This window comes from Rhizobium sp. SJZ105, assembly GCF_007828365.1.
GTDB lineage: Bacteria > Pseudomonadota > Alphaproteobacteria > Rhizobiales > Rhizobiaceae > Agrobacterium > Agrobacterium tumefaciens.
The window spans coordinates 80,614-105,112 of sequence record NZ_VIUP01000003.1 but is presented as its reverse complement, the minus strand read 5'-3'; the positions used below and the strand labels follow the sequence as shown (position 1 = coordinate 105,112).

The window sequence follows — 24,499 nt, the reverse complement described above, 5'->3', positions numbered from 1 at the left end:
GAGACATCGATGAAGACGCATAAGACGAAGAACGACCTGCCTTCCAACGCCAAATCAACGGTGATGGGTATTCTGAACGAATCGCTCGCTTCGGTGATCGACCTTGCACTGGTGACCAAGCAGGCGCACTGGAACCTGAAAGGTCCGCAATTCATCGCCGTGCACGAACTTCTCGACACCTTCCGCGCCCAGCTCGACAATCACGGCGATACCATTGCCGAACGTGTGGTGCAGCTTGGCGGCACGGCCCTCGGTAGCCTGCAATCCGTCTCTTCGACGACCAAGCTCAAGGCCTATCCGACCGATATCTACAAGATCCACGATCATTTGGACGAACTGATCGCCCGTTATGGCGACGTGGCCAACATGATCCGTAAGGCTATCGATGATTCCGACGAGGCCGGCGACCCGACGACAGCGGATATCTTCACCGCCGCCTCGCGCGATCTCGACAAGGCGCTGTGGTTCCTCGAGGCGCACGTTCAGGAAAAGAGCTGAGCCGTAACGCGGCTACCGACACCACACACACGAAAGCGCCCGAGATGCCCGGGCGCTTTTTTAATGAAATGGCGCAATCAGTGCCGACGTAAAACCGCAAGACCGATGTCGCGCAACATCTCATGATCGAGAATGCCGCGCTGGGCGCTACGGATCAAAACCGCCGCGCACTCGTTGGCGACGTGGCTACAGCGATCTTGAAGGCACTCGAAACATACGCCGTCGAAAATATTCTGCAGATCGGTGATCTGCTGGGGCGACAATTGTGCGCCGACTCTTTCAAAAGCTGCATACGACAAGGCTCATCCTCCCGATGATGACATGCCAAGTATCGTTTCTTTTTTTGTGGACATGAAATTTGTACACCCGAACGAATCACTTGTCGAATCAGATTTTAACCAAATGTAAACAGGTTATTTTTTGGCCATCCGGCCGATTGTGTGCTTTTACAACCCAAATAAAGGCCAGCCGAAACAATACCTTCGCCCGCCAACACACTTTTTTACGACGCATCGACCTGGCCGTTTTGAATAAACCCACAGGCCAGACGGATTTCCACCGAAACCGCAAAAGAAACTGTTGCATTCCAAAAACGATTGAGCGATATAGCACCCGTCGCCACGCTTTGGCGGCCCGCGGTCCAGCGAACTACCCCGGACCAGCGGTTTTTGAGCGGGTGTAGCTCAGGGGTAGAGCACAACCTTGCCAAGGTTGGGGTCGAGGGTTCAAATCCCTTCGCCCGCTCCAGTTTTCCATGGAAAACGTCGGGAATGTCAAAGCGCTTACAGGCACCGCCCTGATTTTGCCGCCGGTCCCAGATAGCTCCTCTTCAACCGAAGCCTACCCGCATGTTCTCGGCCGATCTGACGCCCAACCAAAGTCCTGTGCCCTTGATACCGAACTTATTCGCTTCGGGAAGGCGTTTGCGGACGTGCAAGACATGACAGCAGATTTGGATTCTCATTAGAATTATTCAGTATTAAATAATATTCTTATTTAATATAAGAGTACAGTATCTTATTATAAGATACGTAATTACTAATAATACATAATTGTTTCTTAAATTTGTAAGTATAATCATCATCGGAAAATCGCATGATGCCGAAATATGACCCATGAAGGGCTCGATTTTATTGTGGGAGCCATAACGATGAGAAATATTCCCGTTGTCGGAAAGTTTTTGACGGTATTTGCGCTATTCGGCGTATGTGCAATCCTGATTGCGGCCTACTCCGCCATACAGATCAAATCGATCGATGGAAGTTATAGTGATCTTATTGCTCGTGACAGCGCAGCGGCCTTGAATTTGGCGCTCGCGAACAAGGAACTGCTGAACGGGCGTGCGGCTCTGGCCGATATGATGATCGCCTTTACGGAACAGGGTAATGCCGCTGCCGAAGCTGAGGTGAAGGCCACACGCGACAAGTTCATGGTATCGATGGATGGAGCCATCGCCAATATCCCCGAAGACAACCGCCTGCGCGTACTCAAGGACGACGTGACGACGCTCTATAACGTGACGTGCAAGAACGCCTGGCACCTGGGCCGAACCGCATCAACCGTGGATGAGGCACTTGCGTCGCAAAAAGCGTTTGGCACCGAGTGCCAGCCAGTCTTTGCCAAGATCGGCGCGAAACTTACACAGATAGCCACTGATATTTCGAACCGTAGCGCCAAGCAGAGCGATGATCTGAGCGACATAAGCCAACGGACTGCACTGATTACCGTCGCGGCGGTCGTCCTCGGCTTCATCACCGTCGTCGTCATCGGATATTTCGCGATCAGCAGCTGGCTTGTCACGCCGATCCGCGGTCTTGTCGGCACGATGCAAACGCTTGCGGAGGGTAACCTGTCCGTCAATGTCGAGGGAACGGACCGGCGCGACGAGGTCGGCACGATGGCAAAGGCCGTTGAGGTCTTCAAGGATAACGAATTGAAGGCCCGCCGGCTGGAAGCGGATGCGGCGCAGGTGCGTAACCAGTCCGAGGCAGAGCGTCAAAGAACTGCCGATATTGATCGCAGGCGCGCCGCCGAAATGGCGGAAGCGACCAGCGGCCTTGCCGAAGGTCTGAAGCATATGGCTAATGGCGACCTGTCCTACCAGCTGAAAACGCCTTTCTCCGCAGAATTCGAAAGCCTGCGTGCGGACTTCAATATCGCCGTAAACCAGCTTAGCAAAACACTGCTGTCCGTTGCCGATGTCACGGCCACGATCGACAACGGCTCTCGCGAGTTGAGTTCGAGTGCGAGCGACCTGTCGCAACGCACGGAAACCCAAGCCGCATCGCTGGAAGAAACAGCCGCAGCGCTCGACCAGATAACCAGCAACGTCAGCAATTCGACCAAACGGACTGAGGAGGCCCGGATCGTGGCGGTCGAGGCCAATAGATCCGCGCAGACATCCGGTCAGGTCGTCGCAACTGCGGTCGATGCCATGAAGCGCATAGAAAGCTCTTCAAGCCAGATTTCCAACATCATAGGCGTCATCGACGAGATTGCCTTCCAGACCAATCTTCTGGCACTCAACGCCGGCGTCGAGGCGGCCCGTGCGGGCGAGGCAGGCAAAGGCTTTGCGGTTGTGGCACAGGAAGTGCGTGAATTGGCCCAGCGCTCGGCGCAAGCGGCCAAGGAAATCAAGGAGCTTATCCGCAACTCCGCCGACGAAGTGCAGAACGGCGTGAAACTCGTGACCGCAACCGGCGACGCCCTGAAGATCATTGAAAGTCACGTCATCGCCATCAATACACAACTCGACGCCATCGCGACATCCGCAAGGGAACAGTCGGTCGGGTTGGCCGAGGTCAACAGCGCGGTAAACCAGATGGACCAGGTCACGCAGCACAATGCCGCGATGGTCGAAAGGGCGACGGCCTCCAGCGCATCGCTTGCCGGTGATGCCGAAAAACTCCGCCAGATCGTCGGCCAGTTCAAGCTGGATGGCGCAATGGCCAGCACCAGCACGGCTAGAACCGCATATAAGCCATCAGCGCCGGTGCGCGTTGCGGACAACGCACAGCCGAGACCATCCCCGGCGCGTCGCATGATCGGCCAGGTGGCCGCAGCGCTCGGCGTATCCACGGCCTCGAAAGATCAGACATGGGGCGAATTCTGATCCACTCTCTCAGACGACACCCGGATAGCTTATCCGGGTGTCTTAAGGTTATCTATATCAGTGAAAACCGCTCCTCCGTCATGCCGGGCTAGACCCGGGTGACGGCACCAGGAGGAATTCCACCCACACCCGTTGGCAACTGTCAGGCAGCCGCGTCCCATACCGGTGCAAGCCCGTCCGGCGAGACGATACGGCCATCCGGTCGAGCAAGAGCACGGATCGCATCCGTCTCAGCGACCGACAGCGTGAAATCGAAGATCGCAAGGTTTTCGTCAACACGGGCTTCGCTCACCGTCTTCGAAAGCGCAATCACACCCTGCTGCTGCACGAGCCAGCGCAGCACCACCTGCGCCACCGACTTGCCCCGGCTGGCGGCGATGTCCTTTAGAACCGGATCGGCAAAAACCTTGCCGTCGGCCATACCGTAATAACCCGTCACCGACATGCCGGCAGCCTTGGCCGCCGCGATCACCATATCCTGATCGATATAGGGATGGTATTCGATCTGATTGGTGACGATCGGTGCCTTTGACAAACTGACCGCCTCAGCCATCAGCGCCGTATTGAAATTGGACACGCCGATATGGCGAACCTTGCCGGCGTCGCGAACCGCGTTCAGCGCGCCGATCTGCTCGGCCAGCGTTACCGCCTCGTTCGGCCAGTGCAGAAGCAGGAGATCGACATAATCGGTCTTCAGTTTTTTCAGGCTCTCATCGACGGAGGCAAGAAAGGCATCGTGCCTGTAGTTCTCCACCCAGACCTTGGTGGTCAGGAAGATATCGCTGCGTGCCACGCCGGAACCAGCAATGGCTTCGCCGACTTCGGCCTCATTACCGTAAATCTGCGCGGTATCGATATGGCGAAAGCCGGCCTTCAGGGCATGCGGAACGATCCGAAGAACATCGGGGCCGGGAATACGGAAGGTACCGAAGCCAAGCACCGGGATCGATGCGCCGTTGGCGGTGACATCAAACATATATTTTCTCCTTTTAGGGTACGCCCGGCCAGCCCTTAGGCAGTGGCCGGGATTTATACGAAAACTCAGGCAGTCTTCAGCGAGAGCGAGGCGCGACGGTCGAGTGCACTGCTCCAGAGGGTGAGAATGAGGGCAATGGCGACAAGGATGGCACCGACCCATGGGGTTGCGGCAAGGCCCATCGGCGATTCCACCACCAGACCGCCAAGCCACGCACCAATCGCGATGCCGAGATTGAAGGCGGCGATATTGAGCGCCGAGGCGACATCGACAGCGCCGGGGCGGTGTTCCTTGGCCAGCTGCACCACATAAAGCTGCAGGCCGGGAACGTTGGCAAAGGACAGGAAGCCGAGCGCCACCAGCGTGATCAGGGTCAGAACCGGCGAAACGGCGGTGAAGGAAAAGACCAGCAGCACGATGGCTTGTGCCAGAAAGAGGCCGATCAACGCCTTGACCGGATTGTGGTTGGCGATTTTGCCGCCACCGATGTTACCGGCGGCAATGGCGATGCCGTAGAGCACAAGGATCAGGCCGACGCTCTTTTCGGAGAAGCCCGTGACGTCCTGAAGGATCGGCGCCAGAAAGGTGAAGGCGACGAAGGTGCCGCCGTAACCAAGTGCGGTCATGGCGAAAACGATGATTAGTCGGCCGGAACCCAGCACCCGCACCTGATCGAGAAGGCTGGCGGGCGGCGCTTTCTTCAGCGTGCCCGGCAACAGGGCCGCGATACCGGCAAAGGCGATGACACCAAGACCTGCAACCGCCCAGAAGGTGGCGCGCCAGCCGAAAATCTGCCCGATATAGGTACCGATCGGCACGCCGGTGACGATGGCGACGGTCAGACCCATGAACATCATGGCAATCGCCGAGCCACGGCGGTTTTCCGGCACGAGATCGGCGGCGATGGTGGCGCCAACGGAGAAGAACACGCCATGGGCGAAGGCGGAAAGCACCCGCGCGACCAGAAGCGTCTCATAGCTTGGCGACACGGCGGCTGCGACATTGCCGACGACGAACAGCGCCATCAGACCGAGCAGCAGCGGCTTTCTTTCGATCTTGCCGGTCAGCGCAGTCAGGATCGGCGCCCCGAAAGTGACACCCAGCGCGTAAACGCTGACGATAAGGCCGGCAAGCGGCAGGGTAATGTGGAGATCTGCGGCGACCGTCGGCAAAAGACCGACGATAACGAACTCCGTGGTTCCGATCGCGTAAGCCGCGATCGTCAAGGCAAATATGGCCAATGGCATGACGAGTACCTCTTCGCCCGGAGCGGGATCGCGGGCGTTATGGACAGCGGGTGCTGTCCGGTTGGATCAACTATGTGATTGCAATATGGGCGAAGGGGACTTGTATGATAATCAGCAAGATTGGATAAAGGCCTTTGAATTAATTTCACAAGTGGTGCAGCGATGGACAACAGGGCCGGAGAAATGGAAGTCTTCGTGGCGGCAGCCGAGCTGGGGAGTTTTTCCGCAGCCGGGCGCAGGCTCAAGCTTTCACCCTCGGCGGTAAGCAAACTTGTCACCCGCATTGAAGACCGCCTCGGCACCCGCCTTCTCGCTCGCTCCACCCGCGTGGTGACGCTGACGCCGGAGGGGGAAATCTATCTTTCCCGGGCAAGGCGCATTCTGGCCGACATCGCCGATACGGAGCAGATCGTATCAGGCGGCGGCAAGGTGGTGCCGCGGGGGCTATTGCGTGTCAACGCCACGCTGGGCTTCGGCGAAAGGTATCTTCTGCCGCTCGCACCGGAGTTTTTATCTCTTTATCCGGAAATCGAGCTGGATATCTCGCTGACCGACGGCGTCATCAGCCTGATCGAGGAGCGCACCGATATTGCGATACGATCCGGCGGGATGGCGGATTCGTCCCTCAAGGCAAGAAAGCTGAAAGAGGTCCGACGGATCATCGTCGCCTCCCCTGCCTATATCGAAAAACATGGCATGCCGGAAAAGCCGCAGGATCTGGCCCAACACAATTGCATCAGCTTCAATTTCAGTCGCAGCCTCAACGAATGGCCTTTCCGTGATCCCGGCACGACGGAAGTCTACCGCCTTCCCGTGACCGGCAATGCCTCGGTCAACAGCGGCATGGCAATGCGTCGGCTGTGCCTGACGGGCCTTGGGCTGGGAAGGGTCGGAGAGTTTCATGTCGAGCCGGATATCGAGGCCGGTCTGCTCGTGCCGGTGCTGGAGGATTACAATCCGGGCGACATGGAGGTGATCCATGCCGTTTATGCCGGACATGATCACTTGGCCGCCCGCGTACGCGCCTTTATCGATTTTGTCGCGGCAAAGGTCGGGCGGTGACTAGCCGCCTCAGACGAGGCTGTGAACCATCTTCGCCAGCCAGTCCACGAAGACACGGACCTTGTTGGTGACGTGCCGTGTCTGCGGATAAACGACATAGATCGGCATGGGCTCGCGCCGCCATTCCGGCAGAACCGGCACAAGCTCGCCACGCGCAAGCGCATCCTTGACCATGAAAACAGGCAGCTGCACCATGCCCATGCCCGCCAGCGCGGCGTTGAGATAGGTGCGGCTGTCATTCACCGACACGACATAGTTGGGCGTAATCTCGACGCTGCGAAGCCCGTTGTCGAATGAGATCGGCATGATCTGGCCCGTGGTGGCATTGAAATATCCCACGGAATGATGTCCGTTTTCGAGATCTTCAGGCTGTTGCGGCATGCCGAAACTCTCGATGTACAGGGGAGAAGCGAAGGTTTCGAATTTCAGCTCGCCGACCTTGCGCGCTATAAGGGATTGATCCCGCAAGGTGCCGACCCGCAGCGCGCAATCGACATTCTCCGCGATATAATCGACCAGACGGTCGCCGACGCCGAGATCGAGCCGGATTTGCGGATAGCGCTGGTAAAATTCGCAAAGATGTGGAATAACCACGAGGTCCGCGAAGACACCGGCCATTTCCACCCGCAACCGGCCAGACGGCTGCACCTGCGCGCTGGACATGCTGCCATCAAGCTCTTCGATTTCCGACAGAATCTGCGAGGCCCGCTCATAATAGAGAGCGCCGTCCGTCGTCAGCATCACCCGCCGCGTTGTGCGGTTGAGAAGCGTGGTATGTAAATGCGCCTCCAGCGCCTGGACCATGTTGGTGACGGTGGTTTTGGGCATGTTCAGCGCGGTCGCGGCGCGGCTGAAATTGCCGGTTTCGACGACGCGAGTGAATACCCGCATGGCGGAAAGCTGATCCATGTCGCTATTATCCGTTTTTTTGGAATAGTGTTTTCATTTTGACGTACTTGATCGTTTTCTCCCGAACAATAATATGAATTTCAGATTTTGCAAATATGGTGAGCTGCTGATGGCGGCGCACGGGACCGGATCAGATGAAAGCGCACTGGGAAAATATCGAAGGCTGTGGGGGCTCGGCGTCCCAGCTTTCCGTGCGCCGATATGAAAGTGCCGGCCTGTGCACCAACCCGCCCGTGGTCCTTTATTTGCGCGGCGGCTCGTTTCTTGAAAAGGGCGGCAATTGCCCGGAGCTTCCGGTGGCACGCGCGCTCGCTGAAAGCGGCGCGATCGTCGTCGAGGCCGACTATAGCAAGTCGTCCGGCAACGAGTTTCCGATGGTGATCGATTGTGCCTTCGAAGCGCTGGATCATCTGAGCCGGGACCGCAAGCATTATGGCGGCGCAAAATCGCTGCTGTTTGTGGCCGGCGAAGAGGCTGGTGGCAATGTGGCGGCTGGGCTTGCGCTGAAGGCGCGGGACCGCATGCCGGGCAAGCTTGCCGGTCAAATACTTCTGTCGCCCATGATCGACCCGATGATGACGACGGAATCCTTCCGCGATGCGGACAGGATCGGCATGCGCCAGCGCTGGGCGGATGGCTGGAGCCATTACCTTGCCAAGGCCTGCGGGTTTTTTCACCCCTATGCCGCGCCCTGCCAGTGTACGCGGCTGAACCGGGTGGCGCCGGCGCTGATCTTTACCGCCGAGGACGACCCTCTGCGCGACGAAACGGTCGGTTATGCCGACAGGCTCATCGCCTCCGGTGTCAGCGTCCGGCAGCATGTTTTCCCCGCCGGTATTGGCTGGACGGGGCTTTATCAAGGAAAGGGCGGCGGATGGGTTCCATCCGTCTGTTCGGAGTTCAAGACCTTCGTTGACCAGATAAAACACTGAAATCGCATTTTGAGCATGTCCAGTAAAAGTGCGTAGCGGTTTTACGCCCGGACCATGCGACAAAACACACAGATAGAGAAACTGACCGGCTCCTGATCCGAGCCAAGGAGAGACCCATGACGCTGACCACAAAGCGCCGGGCCCTGACGGGCGCCGGTATCGGGCTTGCTATGTCCGTTGCAGCCGCAGCACTCATTTTCGACCTGCCCACCAGCCGTGATGCGACGGCAGCTTCCACCCCGGCTGAAACGCCGGCTATCCCAGTCACCGTCGCCAAGGTGGAAAGCCGCGATGTGATGCGCTGGGAAGAATTTTCCGGCCGTCTCGAAGCCGTCGACCGCGTGCAGATCCGCTCCCGCGTCGCTGGCCAGATCAAGGCCGTGCATTTCCGCGAAGGCGCGCTGGTGAAGGAAGGCGACCCCCTCTTCACCATCGATCCGGCCCCCTATCACGCAGCCGTTGCAGGTGCTGAAGCCCAGGTCGCCTCCGCCGAAGCCAAGGTCAGCCTTGCCAAGACGGAACTCGACCGTGGCCGCAGGCTTTCCGACAATCGCACGATCTCCCAGAGCGATCTCGACCAGCGGCAAAGCTCGTTTGCGGATGCCGAAGCCCAGCTTCGCGCCGCCCGCTCGACGCTGACGACGGCTCAGCTCGATCTTGGTTACACCGAAATCGTTGCACCGGTTTCCGGCAGGGTCGGCCGCATCGAAATCACCGCCGGCAACCTCGTTGCCGCCGGCTCAACATCGCCTGCCCTGACGACGCTGGTTTCGGTCAACCCGATCTATGCCAGCTTCAACGCCAGCGAAGGAACGGTAGCGAAAGCGCTTTCCGAGCTGCCGAAGACAACCGACGCCCTGCCCGCGCTCGAACAGATCCCGGTGGAAATCGGCACGCTTTCGGATGAAGGCACGCCGATCAAGGGCACCCTGCACCTCATCGACAACCAGGTCGATTCCGCCAGCGGCACCATTGGTGTGCGTGCGGTCTTCGAAAATCCTGATGGCAGGCTCATTCCCGGCCAGTTCGTGCGGGTGCGCATGGGTGAACCGAAGCCGGAAAACCGGATAGTCATCAGCGACCGCGCCATCGGCACGGATCAGGACAAGCGGTTCGTCTTTGTCGTCGATGCCGAAAACAAGGTGAGCTACCGCCAGATCAAGCCCGGCGCACCGGCTGACGGCCAGCGCATCATCGACAGCGGCCTTGCCGCCGGCGATACGATCGTCGTCAACGGCCTGCAGCGCATTCGCCCCGGTGCAACCATCGCACCGCAGGCGGAAGACAAGGTCGCCGCCTCGCAATAACGCCGTCCCGCCTCCGGCGAGACGCATTTCACAAAGAACCGGCCCTCACCGGCGGCCATGATGCCGCCGGAACGGTCCTTGCATTTCCAAATCTACCCGGAGAGGGGACTGGATATGAATATTTCCAGATTTTTTGTCGACAGGCCGGTCTTCGCCGGCGTGCTGTCGATCCTGATCGTGGTCGCAGGCCTTCTCGGCATGCGCGCCCTGCCGATTTCCGAATATCCGGAAGTCGTGCCGCCATCCGTCGTCGTCCGCGCCACCTATCCCGGTGCGAACCCGGCCGTTATTGCCGAAACCGTCGCCACGCCGCTTGAAGAACAGATCAACGGCGTCGAGGACATGCTCTATATGGGCAGCCAGGCGACATCGGACGGCGTGCTGACGCTGACCGTCACGTTCAAGCTGGGCACCGACCCGGACAAGGCGCAGCAGCTGGTGCAGAACCGCGTGTCGCAGGCCGAACCGCGCCTGCCCGCGGAAGTGCGCGCACTCGGCATCACCACCGTCAAAAGCTCGCCCGACTTCATCATGGTCGTCAATCTGGTGTCGAAGACCGATGCCTATGACATCACCTATCTGCGCAACTATGCGACGCTGAACGTCAAGGATCGCCTCGCCCGTATCGAAGGCGTGGGTCAGGTGCAGGTCTTCGGCGCGGGTGACTATTCCATGCGCGTCTGGCTGGATCCGCAAAAGGTGGCCGAACACGATCTCGCCGCCAGCGACGTATCCGACGCCATCCGTCAGCAGAACGTCCAGGCCGCAGCCGGCGTCATCGGCGCATCGCCAAGCCCCAACGGCGTCGACCTGCAGCTCAACGTCAATGCCCAGGGCCGTCTGACGACGCCGGAGGAATTCGGCAACATCATCGTCAAGAGCGGCGCGAACGGCCAGATCACCCGTCTTCGCGACGTCGCCCGCATCGAACTCGGCGCTGCCGACTATACGCTGCGCTCGCTGCTCGACGGCGAACCCGCCGTGGCGATCGCCGTATTGCAGGCTCCCGGCTCCAACTCCATCGAAATCGCCGACAATGTCCGCGCGACAATGGACAATCTGCAACTGGCGATGCCTGATGGCGTGAAATATGAAATCGTCTACGACACGACGAAGTTCGTTCGCTCGTCCATCGAAAAGGTCGTTGATACGCTCCTCGAGGCCGTTGGCCTCGTGGTACTTGTGGTCATCCTGTTCCTCCAGACCTGGCGCGCCTCGATCATTCCGCTGATCGCCGTTCCGGTGTCGATCATCGGCACCTTCGCCGTCATGTATGCCTTCGGCTTCTCCATTAACGCGTTGACCCTGTTCGGCCTCGTGCTGGCCATCGGCATCGTGGTGGATGACGCCATCGTGGTGGTGGAAAACGTCGAGCGAAACATCGAAAACGGGCTTTCTCCGCGTGATGCCACCTACAAGGCGATGCGCGAAGTCTCCGGGCCGATCATAGCAATCGCGCTTGTGCTGGTCGCCGTTTTCGTCCCACTAGCCTTTATCTCCGGCCTTTCCGGCCAGTTCTACCGGCAGTTCGCGCTGACGATCGCGATTTCCACCGTCATTTCGGCGATCAATTCTCTGACGCTGTCACCCGCTCTTGCAGCCCTGCTGCTGAAAGAGCACGACGCACCGAAAGACTGGCTGACCCGCTTCATGGACCGGATTTTCGGCTGGTTCTTCCGTGGTTTCAACCGCGCCTTCGGGGCCGCCTCCAACGGGTACGGCAAAACCGTAGGCGGGCTGGTAACGCGCAAAAGCCTCGTCATGATCGTCTATATGGCGCTGGTGGCTGCGACCTACGGCATGTTCAGCGCGGTCCCAAGCGGGTTCGTACCGGCGCAGGACAAGCAATATCTCATCGGCTTTGCCCAGCTTCCGGACGGCGCAACGCTTGACCGCACGGAAAGCGTCATCAAGCGGATGAGCGATATCGCCATGCAACAGCCGGGCGTCAGCCACGCCATCGCTTTCCCCGGCCTGTCGATCAACGGCTTCACCATCGGCTCCAATTCGGGCATCGTCTTTGCAGTTCTCGACGACTTCGAAAACCGCAAGACGCCGGAACTGTCAGGCGGCGCCATCGCAATGCAGCTGAACCAGAAGTTTGCCGGCATTCAGGATGCCTTCATCGCCATGTTCCCGCCGCCGCCGGTTAACGGTCTCGGCCAGACGGGCGGCTTCAAGCTGCAGATCGAGGACCGTGCCGGTTACGGCTACCAGACGCTTGACGAAGCGGCCAAGGCGGTCATCGCCAAGGCATACCAGACACCGGAACTGGCAGGCATCTTCTCCAGCTTCCAGATCAACGTGCCGCAGCTCTTCGCCGATCTCGACCGCGCCAAGGCCGAGCAGCTGGGTGTTTCGGTCAGCGACGTCTTCCAGACGCTGCAGATCTATCTGGGCTCGCTTTATGTCAACGACTTCAACGCCTTCGGGCGGACATACAGCGTGCGTGTGCAGGCAGATGCGCAATTCCGCGCCCATGCCGAAGATATCGGCCGCCTGAAGGTCCGCTCGTCCACCGGTCAGATGATCCCGCTTTCCACGCTGTTGAAGGTAGATGCAACAACAGGACCGGAGCGCACAAACCGATATAACGGCTTCCTTGCAGCCGATATCAACGGCGGTCCGGCACCGGGCTTCTCCTCTGGACAGGCGCAGGCAGCGATCGAGAAAATCCTTGCCGAAAACCTGCCGGCCGGGATCGAATACGAATGGACGGATCTGACTTACCAGCAGATCCTTGCCGGTAATTCCAGCCTTGTGGTCTTCCCGCTGGCGCTGCTGCTCGTCTATCTCGTATTGGCTGCGCAATATGAAAGCCTGACCCTGCCGATCGCGATCATTCTGATCGTTCCGCTCGGCGTTCTCGCCGCATTGACAGGCGTCTGGCTGACGGGAGGGGACAACAACATCTTTACGCAGATCGGCCTTGTCGTCCTTGTCGGACTATCGGCGAAGAACGCGATCCTGATCGTGGAATTCGCCCGCGAGCTGGAATTCGAAGGACGAACGCCGCTTCAGGCCGCAGTCGAGGCAAGTCGCCTGCGCCTCCGCCCGATCCTGATGACCTCACTCGCCTTCATCATGGGCGTGGTGCCTCTGGTCATCTCCACCGGTGCGGGTGCGGAAATGCGCGCGGCCATGGGTGTCGCAGTGTTCTCCGGCATGATCGGGGTGACATTCTTCGGCATCTTCATGACACCGGTATTCTACGTGCTGGTTCGCAAGCTGTCGGGTAACCGTCCTCTCATCCAGCACAAACAGGAAGAACCTGCCAATTCGGACTACAAGCTCGAAAAGGCCGGCTGAGACCTGATCCAATCCACCGCAAACTTCGACGAAAGCCCGCCGCGCATCTAACGATGCGCGGCGTTTTTGTTGGTGGGAACGTCCACGTGCATCGCCTGAAACAGAATCTGTTTCAATGACTTAAGCAGCAAGCACATACATGTTGCGCCGCAATAAAGAAATAACGAATACACTATATCCGCATAAGGCAGCAGATACGTAAAGGAACAATGCTATTTTATGCTTTCCATTTTGTGGTAATTTCAAGAACAGGGTGATTCGGGCTAAATGATTTAGTTCAGGGGTGACATGATGGAGCAGGAATACGAAAACTGGGCGACAACCATTGCCTATTCGATAGTAATGCATGAAGGTCTGGATCTGGCGCTTGCCGCGCAGAATCTGGACAGAGGCAAGACCAGAAACAACCGTGAACGGCTGATGGAAGCCATCCGCACATCGCTGCTGGAGGCCCGTTCGCGCAGCCATCTGACGGTAGCGCAGCGGCTCTGAAGTCTGTCGCCGTATCCGATGCTGCCACAGGATCAGGTTGGAAGCAGATCGGTCCTTATCGCCGCTTTCAGCGGCAGGTGGTCCGAGGCAATGCGCGCCAGCGCACTGTCATGCGCTTCCACCTGCTCGATCAGCCCTTCGCGGTTGGCGATGATCCTGTCGAGCGCAAGCACCGGCAGGTTGGATGGGAAACTGGGCACTGCTGGCGGCAGGGCGCCGAATGCATCCCTCAGAGTATTGAGCGACGAGCCATTGCCGAGACGCCATTCGTTCAGGTCTCCCATGAGGATGGTCGCGCATTCGTTTCGCGCTTCCAGAAGACCGATAAGCGCCTTCGCCTGCTGGGCACGGGAATGCCTCAAAAGACCGAAATGCGCGGCGATTATTCGCAGTGCGCCACCGCTTTTCAAATCCAGTTCCACTACCAGCGCGCCGCGCGGCTCCAGCCCCGGCAATTTCAGCGTATGAACATCCCGCACCGCACCTTCCTTGAACAACAGGACATTGCCATGCCATCCATGCGCCTTCACACCCGCCAGAACAGGCACGGGGACAAGCCCGCTTTCCCGCTCCAGCCGGGCAAGATCGAGCAGGCCCGTGCGCTCGCCGAAACGGCTGTCCGCCTCTTGTAGCGCGATGATATCCGCGCCGATTTCCTGAATGACGCGGCTGGTGCGATCAGGATCGAACCTGCGGTCGCGTCCGACGCATTTATGGACGTTGTAAGACGCGATGACCGGGAAGGAGTGATCTTTCTCCACCTGCCCGGCATTCTTCCGTTGGTGGCGGTCGCGCAGCGACTGCATGACGAAGGCGGGCAGGCTGCTGTTTTTCGCCAGTGCCGTTTTTCCACGCTCCAGCAAACTGTTTTTCTTCACGCTGCGACGCCTCCGATGCGCAAATTAAAAGTTTTAGAGCGTTTCCGACGCATGGCGCTCTAAAGATACGGCGAAGCGAGCCACAGGACGCGCTCCACAAAACGGACAACGAATGGCCGCGCATTCAGTTCGCTCAGTCGGACGGGTAAAGCGGTTGCCCGTGCTTCCCGGATGCGGTTTCCGATGGTCGCGGCGAATTCCTCATCCATAACTTCCAGATCGACTTCGAAGTTCAGCCGCAATGAACGAGGGTCCAGGTTGGAAGAACCGATGTAGCTCCAGCGCTCGTCGATCACCAGAAGCTTGGAATGATTGAAGGGCCCTGTCGCCCGCCAGATGCGGCAGTAATTCTTCAACATCTGGTCGAATTGCGCCGTCATCGCCCTGTCCACAAGCACCAGATTGTTGCTTTGCGGCACGATGATATCCACCACGACTCCCCGCCTCGCTGCGGTAATGAGCGCTGAAATAAGCTCCCGATCGGGGAGAAAATAGGGCGACATGACGAGAATGGAGGAGCGGGCGACGGAAAACGCCCCCATCAGCATCTTGTGATTGGTCTCTATGCTCTTATCCGGCCCCGAGGAGGAAACGCGCGCAACGATCTGTGAACCCGGCACGCCATCGGGAATGGCGATATCCCAGACCGGCGTGTGCAGAAGCTCCCCCGTCGTGAACCTCCAGTCCTCCGCCGCAATGGAGAAAAAATCAGAGACAACCGGCCCGCTGATCTTGAAATGAGTGTCGTGCGCCTGTTTTTCGCCGCCGAATTCAAGGGTGAAGCCCTCGCGGATATTCATGCCGCCGCTAAAGGCGAGGCGCCCGTCCACTACCAGGATCTTGCGGTGGGTGCGCAAATTCGCATAGGGCAGCCGCAGCCCCATGATGACATTGCCGTTGAACACATCGGCAACGATGCCTTTTTCCCGGAGCGTCGGCAGGATGCTCGGCACGGAATAACGCGCGCCCACGGCATCCACCAGCACCCGCACCTCCACGCCCCGGAACTTCGCCCTTTCCAGCGCGGCGACAAAACGGGCACCGATCCTGTCATTGTCGAAAATATATGTTTCGAGGATGATCGACCGCTTCGCCTCGCCTATCGCCTCCAGCATGGCGGCATAGGCTGCGTCGCCGGTGACAAGCGGCTCGATGCGGTTACCGGTCGTCAGTGCGTGGCGCGTCACCCGGTCGCCGAGCGTCTTCATCGCCTCGAAACGGCGTCCGAACCGCGCGGCAATCACCTCGCCGCTCGCATCCAGACGCGCCACGCGATCCATGATCTCGTCCTGCATGAAAGACCGCTGCTGCCTGATACTGGACCGGCGAATCCGGTTGATGCCGGCAATCGCATAAATGACTGCACCGACGATCGGCGACAGAACGATGACGCCCACCCAGCCAAGCGCGGAGCGGACCTCTTCCTTCGTCATCGTGGCATGTACGGCCGCCACGGTTCCCATCAAAATGGAAAGAGCGGCAAGGATATGAGGCCAATAGGCGATGACGAGATCGAGCATGATGCAACTATAGGGCATCGTGCCGAAAAGTGTACCGCGGTTTTGGGAAAACCCGATGCGTAAACAAAAAGGTAGCGCAGTTCGCCGATCCCGCAATACCGGACCGGCACCGGAAAGGCCAAGAAGACCGGACGCCCATCGTTTTACGGGATAGACCCTTGCGGGATTAACGGTGGAAAGTGACGATGCGATATGTCATGAGAGCGCATCTTGATCTGTGAGCAGGGGCACTTGCGGGCTTCTGTGGCGTTTGAAAGCAAGAAGGCCGTGATGCAGGAAAATACCCAGGGCGCCGTCATCGTCATTTCCAGCCACGTCATGCGTGGATCGGTCGGCAACCGTGCCGCGGTCTTCGCGCTGGAGACCCTTGGCTATCCGGTATGGGCGGTGCCCACAATCGTTTTGCCCTGGCACCCCGGCCATGGCCCGTCCACCCGGATGCGCTTTCAGGACGACGACTTCGACAAGGCCATGACCGACCTCGAAAACGCCAAATGGATCGGCGAGGTCAAGGCTGTCCTGACCGGTTATTTCGGCAGCGCGGCGCAGGTGCGCTCCGTCGCAAGGCTGATCCGCAATCTCAAGGAAAAGAACCCGTCGCTGATTTATGCCTGTGACCCGGTCATGGGCGATCTGGGCGGACTCTACATTCCCCTTGAGACTGCCGAAGCCATCCGCGATCACCTCATTCCGCTTGCCACCGTCGCCACGCCAAACCGTTATGAACTGGCCTGGATGAGCGGTGCCGAGCTTGAGACCAACAATGCCATCATGGATGCCGCGCTCGCACTCGGCCCGCCGAAAATGCTGGTCACCTCAGCCGTGTCGATGATGGCGGGCGGCACGGGAAATCTCTATTTGAGCGGCCGGCACGCGCTGATGGCGGAACACCGCGCCATAGAAGACGCACCGAACGGTCTCGGAGACCTGATGGCGGCGCTGTTCCTTGCCCGGCTGCTGGAAGGCATGGACGACGAGAAGGCGCTGCAACTGGCCACCGCCAGCGTGTTCGAAATTCTGGCGCGAACCAAAAAACGCGACATGAACGAATTGACGCTGGAGACGGATTCTTCAAGTCTCTCCACACCCATGGCGATGGTGCAGATGCGCCATCTCTTGCATCCTTCGCGCAGCAAGCGCAAATAGCGGCTAAAGGATTGGTCTTCAACGCACCGAGTTCTTCTCTTGATCTTGGTCCAAGCACAACGGTACTGCGATAGATGAAAGATTTTCCGGAAAACCTTCTCAACGGCTACAAGAACTTCATGAGCGGCCGCTATGCCGACGAGCGCGAAAGATACCGCGTTCTGGCTGATACCGGACAGAAACCGCAGACCCTGTTCATTGCCTGTTGTGACTCCCGTTCGGCGCCGGAAACGATTTTCGACTGCGGACCGGGAGAACTTTTCGTCGTGCGGAACGTCGCCAACATGGTACCGCCCTTTGAGCCTGACGGTCAGTACCACGCCACATCAGCCGCCATCGAATATGCCGTGCAGGTTCTGAAGGTGAAGGACATCGTCGTCATGGGCCATGGCCGCTGCGGCGGCATTCAGGCCGCACTCGACCCCAATCTTGAACCTCTGTCACCCGGCGACTTCATCGGCAAATGGATGAACATGGTGAAATCCGCCGCCGAGCAGATCCAGAGCAACGACGTCATGACCGCTTCCGAGCGCCAGACGGCGCTGGAGCGCGTTTCCATTCGCAACTCCATCGCCAACCTGCGCGGCTTCCCCTTCGTCAAGGCGCAGGAAACCGCCGGCAAGGTGAAGCTGCATGGCGCCTGGTTCGATATCTCGACCGGCGAATTGTGGGTGATGGACGGCAAAACGGGCGACTTTCGCCGCCCGGACCTGTGATTGTCGAAACCTTCTCAAAGCTTCGTCACCCCGGATGTGATCCGGGGCCAAGTGCGATCAAGTCTTTGATTGCTTAGTATTGTTTTCACGGCGCAGACGCGCCGTGACTTGATGCCGGAACTAGTCCGGCATCACGGAAGTGGACGTTCCAATTGGGATAAAGCGGCCTTATTGGCCGTCAATCGCCTTGCCGATAAACGCAATCGCCTGCTGATAAACGCTTGCAGCGTTCCAGCCCTGAATGGCCGCGTAATTCGTCTGCCCCTGCTGATAGCCCGCGCCGCGCTGCCAGCCGTGGCCGACAAGGAAGTTGGCCGTGGAGGCGAGCGCATCGGCGCGCGAACCGACGAGATCGATGCGTCCGTCGCGGTCGAAATCCACGCCGTAGCGCACAACGTTCAACGGCAGGAACTGCGTCTGGCCGATTTCGCCATGGGCAGCACCCTTGGCGTTCACGTTCAGCGAACCGCTGCCGACGAGCTTCAGGGCCGCGTAAAGCTGCTCGGTAAAATAATCCGAACGGCGGCAGTCGAAAGAAAGCGTCGCCACGGCGGACAGCGTGTGCTGGTTGCCCATGAAGCCGCCAAATCCGGTTTCCATGCCCCAGATGGCGAGCAGCGGGCCGGCCGGCACACCATAGGCCTTTTCAATCGAGGCGAAGAGAGCCGCATTGTTCTTCTTCATGGTCTTGCCGCGCGAGATGATCGTCTGGCCGCCACGCTTCTGCATGAACTGGTCGAAGGACAGCTTGAAGCTGTGCTGGCCGCGATCGGCGCGGATGGTCGGCTGATTGTAGGAGACGCCGGAGAAGGCACGATCAAGCACCGAGGCGCTGACACCGCGGCTCGCCGCTTCCTGCTTGAAGGCACCGACCCAGGCGTCGAACCCTGCCGAAGTGTTGCCGCATTGCGCAGCCACAACCGGCGTCGCCGCCAAAACCGAGACCATGGCCACACCAGCCAGAATTGCCTTCATTGCCCGCATCAAAATCTGCCTTCGATATCCTTTGGGGAATTTATCCCGAGAACCAAAACGTCGCTGCTGTATGGGCTCGGGTGCCAAATTGCTTTTTGGCCGCCTAAATTGCCTTTTGGCAGCAAGGCCTGCAAATAAACTGGCCGTGATGATAGCCAATTGGAAAACCCGCCTGCCCCACACAGAACAGACGGGTTATACTTAACGAACCTTAAAAAATCGTATCAAGCTGCCGCCTTGCGGGGCTTGATGAGACCACGATTGACCAGGAGTTCGGCGATCTGGATGGCATTGAGGGCAGCGCCCTTGCGCAGATTGTCCGAAACAACCCAGATGTTGAGGCCGTTTTCAACCGTCGCATCCTCACGGATACGCGAAATATAGGTCGCATCCTCGCCGGCGGATTCAACCGGGGTGATGTAGCCCCCATCTTCATGCTTGTCGATCACGAGGCAACCCGGCGCTTCGCGCAGGATATCACGCGCCTGATCGGCGGTGATCTCGTTTTCGAACTCGATGTTGACCGATTCCGAATGACCGATGAAAACAGGAACGCGCACGGCCGTGCAGGTTACCTTGATCTTCGGATCGAGCATCTTCTTGGTTTCGGCCAGAACCTTCCATTCTTCCTTGGTATAGCCGTCTTCCATGAAGACGTCGATATGCGGGATGACGTTGAAGGCGATGCGCTTGGTGAACTTCTTCGTTTCGACCGGATCGGCCACGAAGACGGCGCGTGTCTGCTGGAACAGCTCGTCCATGCCTTCCTTGCCAGCGCCGGAAACGGACTGGTAGGTGGAGACAACGACGCGCTTGATCTTGGCAAAGTCATGCAGCGGCTTCAGCGCGACAACGAGCTGGGCCGTGGAGCAATTCGGATTGGCGATGATGTTCTTGCGGGTGAAGCCCGAGATCGCGTCGGCATTGACTTCCGGAACGATCAGCGGAACGTCCTGGTCGTAGCGCCATGCAGACGAGTTATCGATGACGACGCAACCCTGCTGGCCGATCTTCGGCGACCACTTCTTGGAAATCTCGCCGCCGGCCGACATCAGGCAAATATCCGTGTCGGAAAAATCGTAGTTTTCGAGGTTGGAAACCTTCAGCGTGCGGTCGCCATAGGAAACTTCCGTGCCCTGCGAGCGGGAGGAAGCGAGCGGCACGACTTCATCTGCCGGAAAACCACGTTCGGCCAGGATGTTGAGCATTTCGCGACCGACATTGCCGGTGGCGCCTACAATTGCAACTTTGAAACCCATGATCAAGCTCTCTTTCTGTCTCTCCTCTTTTGGGTGAGGTGGGGAACCCGCATCGCATTGCGGCTTCCTCGATCCCCAGCCAAACCGGGGAGAGAGCGGTGGCCAGAGACGTCAGACGGTTTTAATCGTCGTTTTGGCCGTAATTCGGATAGAATAAGAAAGACGCGGATCATCGCCGGCGGATTGTGCCGGTCCTTCCATGACAATCATGTCTGCAACATGCCTGCGCAAGGTGATGCTCCTTCTTCGCGAGAAGCTATTAGAAGGTTTGGTGTTCGTGTCAAGAAAAAAGGCACGTTGCGAGCGACCCGGCGCATAAGCGCAAATGCCACCTCGCGACATTTTTGCACGTTATGCATTAGACTAAAGTCATAATCCGAAAGCATCGCTCTCATTGGGGTTAATTTTCTGTCACTCTAACATTACGCGCATTGCACCCTTACGGGGGAGTCCGGAGGAGAGACAGGGCTCTGCAATGCGCTCATTTGACATCTGTGGAGGACAGACAATGGCAAACGTAGCAGCCGTGAGCGGCGCCGCCCGTCCCATGACGGGTGAGGAGAAGAAGGTGATTTTCGCCTCTTCTCTCGGAACAGTCTTCGAATGGTACGATTTTTATCTGTACGGCTCGCTCGCGATCTATATCGGCGCGAACTTCTTCAGCCAATATCCGGAAACGACACGTAACATCTTCGCGCTTCTGGCATTTGCCGCCGGCTTCCTCGTGCGCCCCTTCGGCGCCCTGGTGTTCGGGCGTCTCGGCGACATTGTCGGCCGTAAATACACCTTCCTGATCACCATTCTCATCATGGGCGTTTCGACATTCCTCGTCGGCGTCCTGCCCGGTGCATCGCAGATCGGCATCGCAGCCCCGATCATCCTGATCATCCTGCGCATGCTTCAGGGTCTGGCGCTTGGCGGCGAATATGGCGGTGCTGCAACTTATGTGGCCGAACACGCGCCCAACGGTCGCAGAGGCTATTACACCTCATGGATCCAGACGACGGCGACGCTCGGCCTCTTCCTGTCGCTGATGGTCATTCTCGGCGTGCAGTTCGCACTCGGCAAGGAAGCCTTCGCCGCCTGGGGCTGGCGTATTCCCTTCCTCGTTTCGGTTCTGCTGCTTGGCGTATCGGTCTGGATTCGTCTGAAAATGAACGAATCTCCTGCCTTCAAGAAGATGAAGGAAGAAGGCAAGACCTCCAAGGCACCACTCAGCGAAGCCTTCGGCCAGTGGAAAAACGCAAAGATCGCCCTGCTTGCCCTCGTCGGCGCCGTCATCGGTCAGGCCGTCGTCTGGTATACGGGCCAGTTCTATGCACTGTTCTTCCTGCAGAGCATTCTGAAGGTGGACGGCCAGTCGGCCAACATCATGGTCGCGGCGGCCCTCATCCTCGGCACGGGCTTCTTCGTGCTCTTCGGCTGGCTTTCCGACAAGATCGGCCGCAAGCCGATCATCATGGCGGGTCTCGTTCTCGCGATGCTGACCTACTTCCCGCTGTTCAAGGCGCTCACATGGGCGGGCAACCCGGCACTGGCGCAAGCACAAGCCAGCGTTCGCGCCACCGTGACCGCTGCTCCGGGCGACTGCAAATTCCAGTTCAACCCGACAGGTACGGCGAAATTCACCACATCCTGCGATATCGCCACCTCGTTCCTGACACGCAACTCCGTTCCCTATGACGTCGTTGCTGGAGCGGCTGGAACGCCGGCAAGCGTCAAGATCGGCGACGCCACCATTGCGAGCTACGACGCCATCGCAGCCGGTGCGGATGCTGCCGCAAAAGACAGGGCCTTCCAGAAACAGGTCAACATCGCGCTGCATGACGGCGGCTACCCGCTGGTGCGCGGCGTAGCACAGGTGCCGGACGCAAAACTGGATGCCTTTATTGCCGCCAACCCGGAACTCAACCTCAATGCGGAAGCCGTTCGCGCAGCCGACAAGAAGATGGTGGCGACCGACAAGCTGGTGGCCGACAAGTTGCTGACGCCGGCCGAGACCGCCGGAGCGGCGGAAATGGCCGTCTACAGCATTGCCGGTGGTGGCACCTTCGCCATGGTCGCCGATCCGGCTGCCGTGAACTGGGTCGTCATCATCGCGGTCCTGACCGTCCTCGTGATCTACGTGACGATGGTCTACGGCCCGATTGCGGCCCTGCTGGTCGAACTGTTCCCGACCCGCATCCGCTACTCCGGCATGTCGCTGCCCTACCATATCGGCAACGGCTGGTTCGGCGGCCTTCTGCCCGCCACCGCTTTTGCGATGAGCGCGGCGAAGGGCGATATCTATTACGGCCTCTGGTACCCGATCGTTTTCGCAGGCATCACGCTGGTCATCGGCCTGCTGTTCCTGCCGGAAACCAAGGATCGCGACATCCACACCATGGAGTGAGCGGTTTCGCTCCCGACGATAGAGACCCGGCGCTGACGCGCCGGGTTTTTTATTGCCGCAGTACCGCCAGTGCCCGAACTGGCCTTTCGCATGCTGTCAATCCGCCGCAGGTAGAAACCGCCAAAAACAAGACAAAAACGTTCGAAATAGGCTATGACGCCCTATCGTGCGGAAAAGGGAGAGCCATTTTGAAAATCGGGACACCTAAGGAATTATATGATGGCGAGGCGCGCGTCGGCATGACACCCGACAGCGCGCAAGGCCTGCAGAAACTCGGATATGATTGCATCCTCGAAACAGGCGCGGGCAAGGCGGCGGGATTTTCCGACGACGCCTATCGCGCAGCCGGTGTCACCATCGTCGATAGCGCCGATGCGCTTTATAAAGGTGCCGACATCATCGCCAAGGTTCGTCCGCCGGAAACGTCGGAGATTGATCGCCTGTCTTCGGACAAGACGCTGATCTCGTTCTTCTATCCCGCACAGAACAAGGACCTTCTGGAGCAGGCGAAGGAAAAGGGCGCAAATGTCATCGCCATGGACATGGTGCCGCGCATTTCCCGCGCCCAGAAAATGGACGCGCTGTCCTCCATGGCCAACATCGCCGGCTATCGCGCCGTCATCGAGGCCGGCAATAATTTCGGCCGCTTCTTCACCGGTCAGGTAACTGCCGCCGGCAAGGTGCCGCCCGCCAAGGTGCTGGTCATCGGTGCCGGCGTTGCCGGTCTTGCCGCCATCGGCACGGCAACCTCGCTCGGCGCCATTACCTATGCCTTCGACGTGCGGCCGGAAGTGGCCGAACAGATCGAATCCATGGGCGCCGAATTCGTCTATCTCGATTTCGCCGACCAGAGCCAGGATGGCGCAGCGACCGGCGGTTACGCCGCCCCCTCCTCGCCGGAATTCCGCGAAAAGCAGCTTGAGAAATTCCGCGAGCTGGCACCGCAGATCGATATCGTCATCACCACGGCGCTGATCCCCGGCCGTGACGCCCCGAAGCTGTGGCTGGCCGACATGGTGGCGGCAATGAAGCCGGGTTCGGTCATCATCGACCTCGCCGCCGAGCGCGGCGGCAATTGCGATCTCACGGTGCCCGACCAGCGCGTCGTCTCCGACAATGGCGTCATCGTCATCGGCTATACGGATTTCCCGAGCCGCATGGCCACGCAGGCCTCAACGCTCTATTCCACCAACATCCGTCACATGATGACCGACCTGACGCCCGCAAAGGACGGTAAGGTCGTTCACAACATGGAAGACGACGTCATCCGCGGTGCGACCGTCACCTATCAGGGCGACATCACCTTTCCGCCACCGCCACCGAAGATCCAGGCCATCGCCGCGCAGAAACCCAAGGAACGAGCAAAAGAGCTTACGCCTGAGGAAAAGCACGCCAAGGAACGGGCCGAGTTCAAGGCGCAGACGAAAAGCCAAGTCGGTCTGCTCGTCATCGGTACGGCGGCCCTGCTTCTCGTCGGCCTTTACGCGCCGGCAAGCTTCATGAGCCATTTCATCGTCTTCGTGCTCGCCTGCTTTATCGGCTTCTCCGTCATCTGGAATGTCAGCCACTCGCTGCACACGCCGCTGATGGCGGTGACGAACGCGATTTCCGGCATCGTCATTATCGGCGCGCTGCTGCAGATCGGTTCCGGCAACTGGCTGGTGGTGATCCTTGCCTCACTTTCCGTCCTGATCGCGACGATCAACATCGTCGGCGGTTTCCTTGTGACACGGCGCATGCTCGCCATGTTCCAGAAGTCCTGAGCCGTG

General features: G+C 58.9%; 19 protein-coding genes and 1 tRNA gene. 12 read left to right on the top strand and 8 right to left on the bottom strand.

All coding sequences use genetic code 11. From position 1 onward, the window contains the following. The first annotated feature begins 9 nt into the window (after positions 1-9). Positions 10-498, top strand: coding sequence for a DNA starvation/stationary phase protection protein Dps (dps, locus tag FB593_RS12515; protein ID WP_003514046.1), 489 nt, complete (start codon positions 10-12; stop codon positions 496-498). Positions 499-575: 77 nt separating this feature from the next. On the opposite strand, the gene FB593_RS12510 is transcribed toward dps, so the two are convergent. Further along, complete coding sequence (locus FB593_RS12510; RefSeq protein ID WP_013636760.1) at positions 576-797, bottom strand: hypothetical protein; 222 nt, start codon at positions 795-797, stop codon at positions 576-578. A gap of 373 nt (positions 798-1,170) precedes the next feature. On the opposite strand from FB593_RS12510, the gene FB593_RS12500 reads away from it, so the two are divergent. After that, a tRNA-Gly gene (locus FB593_RS12500) sits at positions 1,171-1,245 on the top strand. A gap of 403 nt (positions 1,246-1,648) precedes the next feature. Further along, positions 1,649-3,610, top strand: a complete 1,962-nt coding sequence (locus tag FB593_RS12495) for a methyl-accepting chemotaxis protein (protein ID WP_186447914.1) — start codon at positions 1,649-1,651, stop codon at positions 3,608-3,610. A 142-nt stretch (positions 3,611-3,752) separates the two neighbouring features. Here the strand turns inward: FB593_RS12495 and FB593_RS12490 are convergent, their stop codons facing one another. Next, positions 3,753-4,586: an aldo/keto reductase gene (locus FB593_RS12490; RefSeq protein WP_112675663.1), complete on the bottom strand. Its 834-nt coding sequence runs from the start codon at positions 4,584-4,586 to the stop codon at positions 3,753-3,755. Between the two features lie 65 nt (positions 4,587-4,651). After that, positions 4,652-5,833, bottom strand: coding sequence for an MFS transporter (locus FB593_RS12485; protein WP_080797766.1), 1,182 nt, complete (start codon positions 5,831-5,833; stop codon positions 4,652-4,654). Between the two features lie 162 nt (positions 5,834-5,995). On the opposite strand from FB593_RS12485, the gene FB593_RS12480 reads away from it, so the two are divergent. Beyond that, on the top strand, positions 5,996-6,895 hold the full coding sequence (locus tag FB593_RS12480) for a LysR family transcriptional regulator (protein WP_145166640.1): 900 nt from the start codon (positions 5,996-5,998) through the stop codon (positions 6,893-6,895). 9 nt (positions 6,896-6,904) lie between these two features. Here FB593_RS12480 and FB593_RS12475 read toward each other — a convergent pair whose 3' ends face one another. Next, positions 6,905-7,804 carry a LysR family transcriptional regulator gene (locus FB593_RS12475; protein ID WP_003514057.1) on the bottom strand — a complete coding sequence of 300 codons (900 nt, stop codon included), beginning with the start codon at positions 7,802-7,804 and terminating at the stop codon, positions 6,905-6,907. A gap of 134 nt (positions 7,805-7,938) precedes the next feature. Here FB593_RS12475 and FB593_RS12470 point away from each other — a divergent pair, with 134 nt between their 5' ends. The 4 genes from FB593_RS12470 (at position 7,939) to FB593_RS12455 (ending at position 13,844) form a co-directional block, all read left to right on the top strand. After that, the gene (locus tag FB593_RS12470) at positions 7,939-8,736 is read left to right on the top strand and encodes an alpha/beta hydrolase fold domain-containing protein (protein ID WP_013636765.1); all 798 of its coding nucleotides are present in this window, start codon (positions 7,939-7,941) and stop codon (positions 8,734-8,736) included. A 116-nt stretch (positions 8,737-8,852) separates the two neighbouring features. Beyond that, a complete protein-coding gene (locus FB593_RS12465; protein WP_112290282.1) occupies positions 8,853-10,043 on the top strand; it encodes an efflux RND transporter periplasmic adaptor subunit in 1,191 nt (396 codons plus the stop codon). 114 nt (positions 10,044-10,157) lie between these two features. Next, the gene (locus FB593_RS12460; RefSeq protein ID WP_019565072.1) at positions 10,158-13,352 is read left to right on the top strand and encodes an efflux RND transporter permease subunit; all 3,195 of its coding nucleotides are present in this window, start codon (positions 10,158-10,160) and stop codon (positions 13,350-13,352) included. Between the two features lie 288 nt (positions 13,353-13,640). Next, complete coding sequence (locus FB593_RS12455) at positions 13,641-13,844, top strand: hypothetical protein (RefSeq protein ID WP_065662134.1); 204 nt, start codon at positions 13,641-13,643, stop codon at positions 13,842-13,844. 32 nt (positions 13,845-13,876) lie between these two features. Here FB593_RS12455 and FB593_RS12450 read toward each other — a convergent pair whose 3' ends face one another. Together FB593_RS12450 and FB593_RS12445 are read right to left on the bottom strand one after the other, a co-directional pair. Further along, entirely contained in the window at positions 13,877-14,722 is an 846-nt protein-coding gene (locus FB593_RS12450; protein WP_003514066.1) for an endonuclease/exonuclease/phosphatase family protein, read from the bottom strand. 59 nt (positions 14,723-14,781) lie between these two features. Further along, positions 14,782-16,242 carry a phospholipase D-like domain-containing protein gene (locus FB593_RS12445; protein ID WP_025594389.1) on the bottom strand — a complete coding sequence of 487 codons (1,461 nt, stop codon included), beginning with the start codon at positions 16,240-16,242 and terminating at the stop codon, positions 14,782-14,784. A 270-nt stretch (positions 16,243-16,512) separates the two neighbouring features. Here FB593_RS12445 and pdxY point away from each other — a divergent pair, with 270 nt between their 5' ends. Next, a complete protein-coding gene (pdxY, locus tag FB593_RS12440) occupies positions 16,513-17,388 on the top strand; it encodes a pyridoxal kinase PdxY (protein WP_026330745.1) in 876 nt (291 codons plus the stop codon). A 74-nt stretch (positions 17,389-17,462) separates the two neighbouring features. Continuing rightward, positions 17,463-18,104 (top strand): carbonic anhydrase, encoded by a 642-nt coding sequence (locus FB593_RS12435; protein ID WP_003514071.1) that lies wholly within the window; start codon positions 17,463-17,465, stop codon positions 18,102-18,104. A 168-nt stretch (positions 18,105-18,272) separates the two neighbouring features. Here the strand turns inward: FB593_RS12435 and FB593_RS12430 are convergent, their stop codons facing one another. Further along, positions 18,273-19,088 carry a lytic transglycosylase domain-containing protein gene (locus tag FB593_RS12430; RefSeq protein WP_003514072.1) on the bottom strand — a complete coding sequence of 272 codons (816 nt, stop codon included), beginning with the start codon at positions 19,086-19,088 and terminating at the stop codon, positions 18,273-18,275. Between the two features lie 215 nt (positions 19,089-19,303). After that, complete coding sequence (locus tag FB593_RS12425) at positions 19,304-20,338, bottom strand: aspartate-semialdehyde dehydrogenase (protein ID WP_003514078.1); 1,035 nt, start codon at positions 20,336-20,338, stop codon at positions 19,304-19,306. A gap of 508 nt (positions 20,339-20,846) precedes the next feature. Here FB593_RS12425 and FB593_RS12415 point away from each other — a divergent pair. Continuing rightward, positions 20,847-22,730, top strand: a complete 1,884-nt coding sequence (locus tag FB593_RS12415; protein WP_003514082.1) for an MFS transporter — start codon at positions 20,847-20,849, stop codon at positions 22,728-22,730. Between the two features lie 188 nt (positions 22,731-22,918). After that, positions 22,919-24,493, top strand: a complete 1,575-nt coding sequence (locus FB593_RS12410; protein ID WP_013636773.1) for a Re/Si-specific NAD(P)(+) transhydrogenase subunit alpha — start codon at positions 22,919-22,921, stop codon at positions 24,491-24,493. The last annotated feature ends 6 nt before the right edge of the window (positions 24,494-24,499 follow it).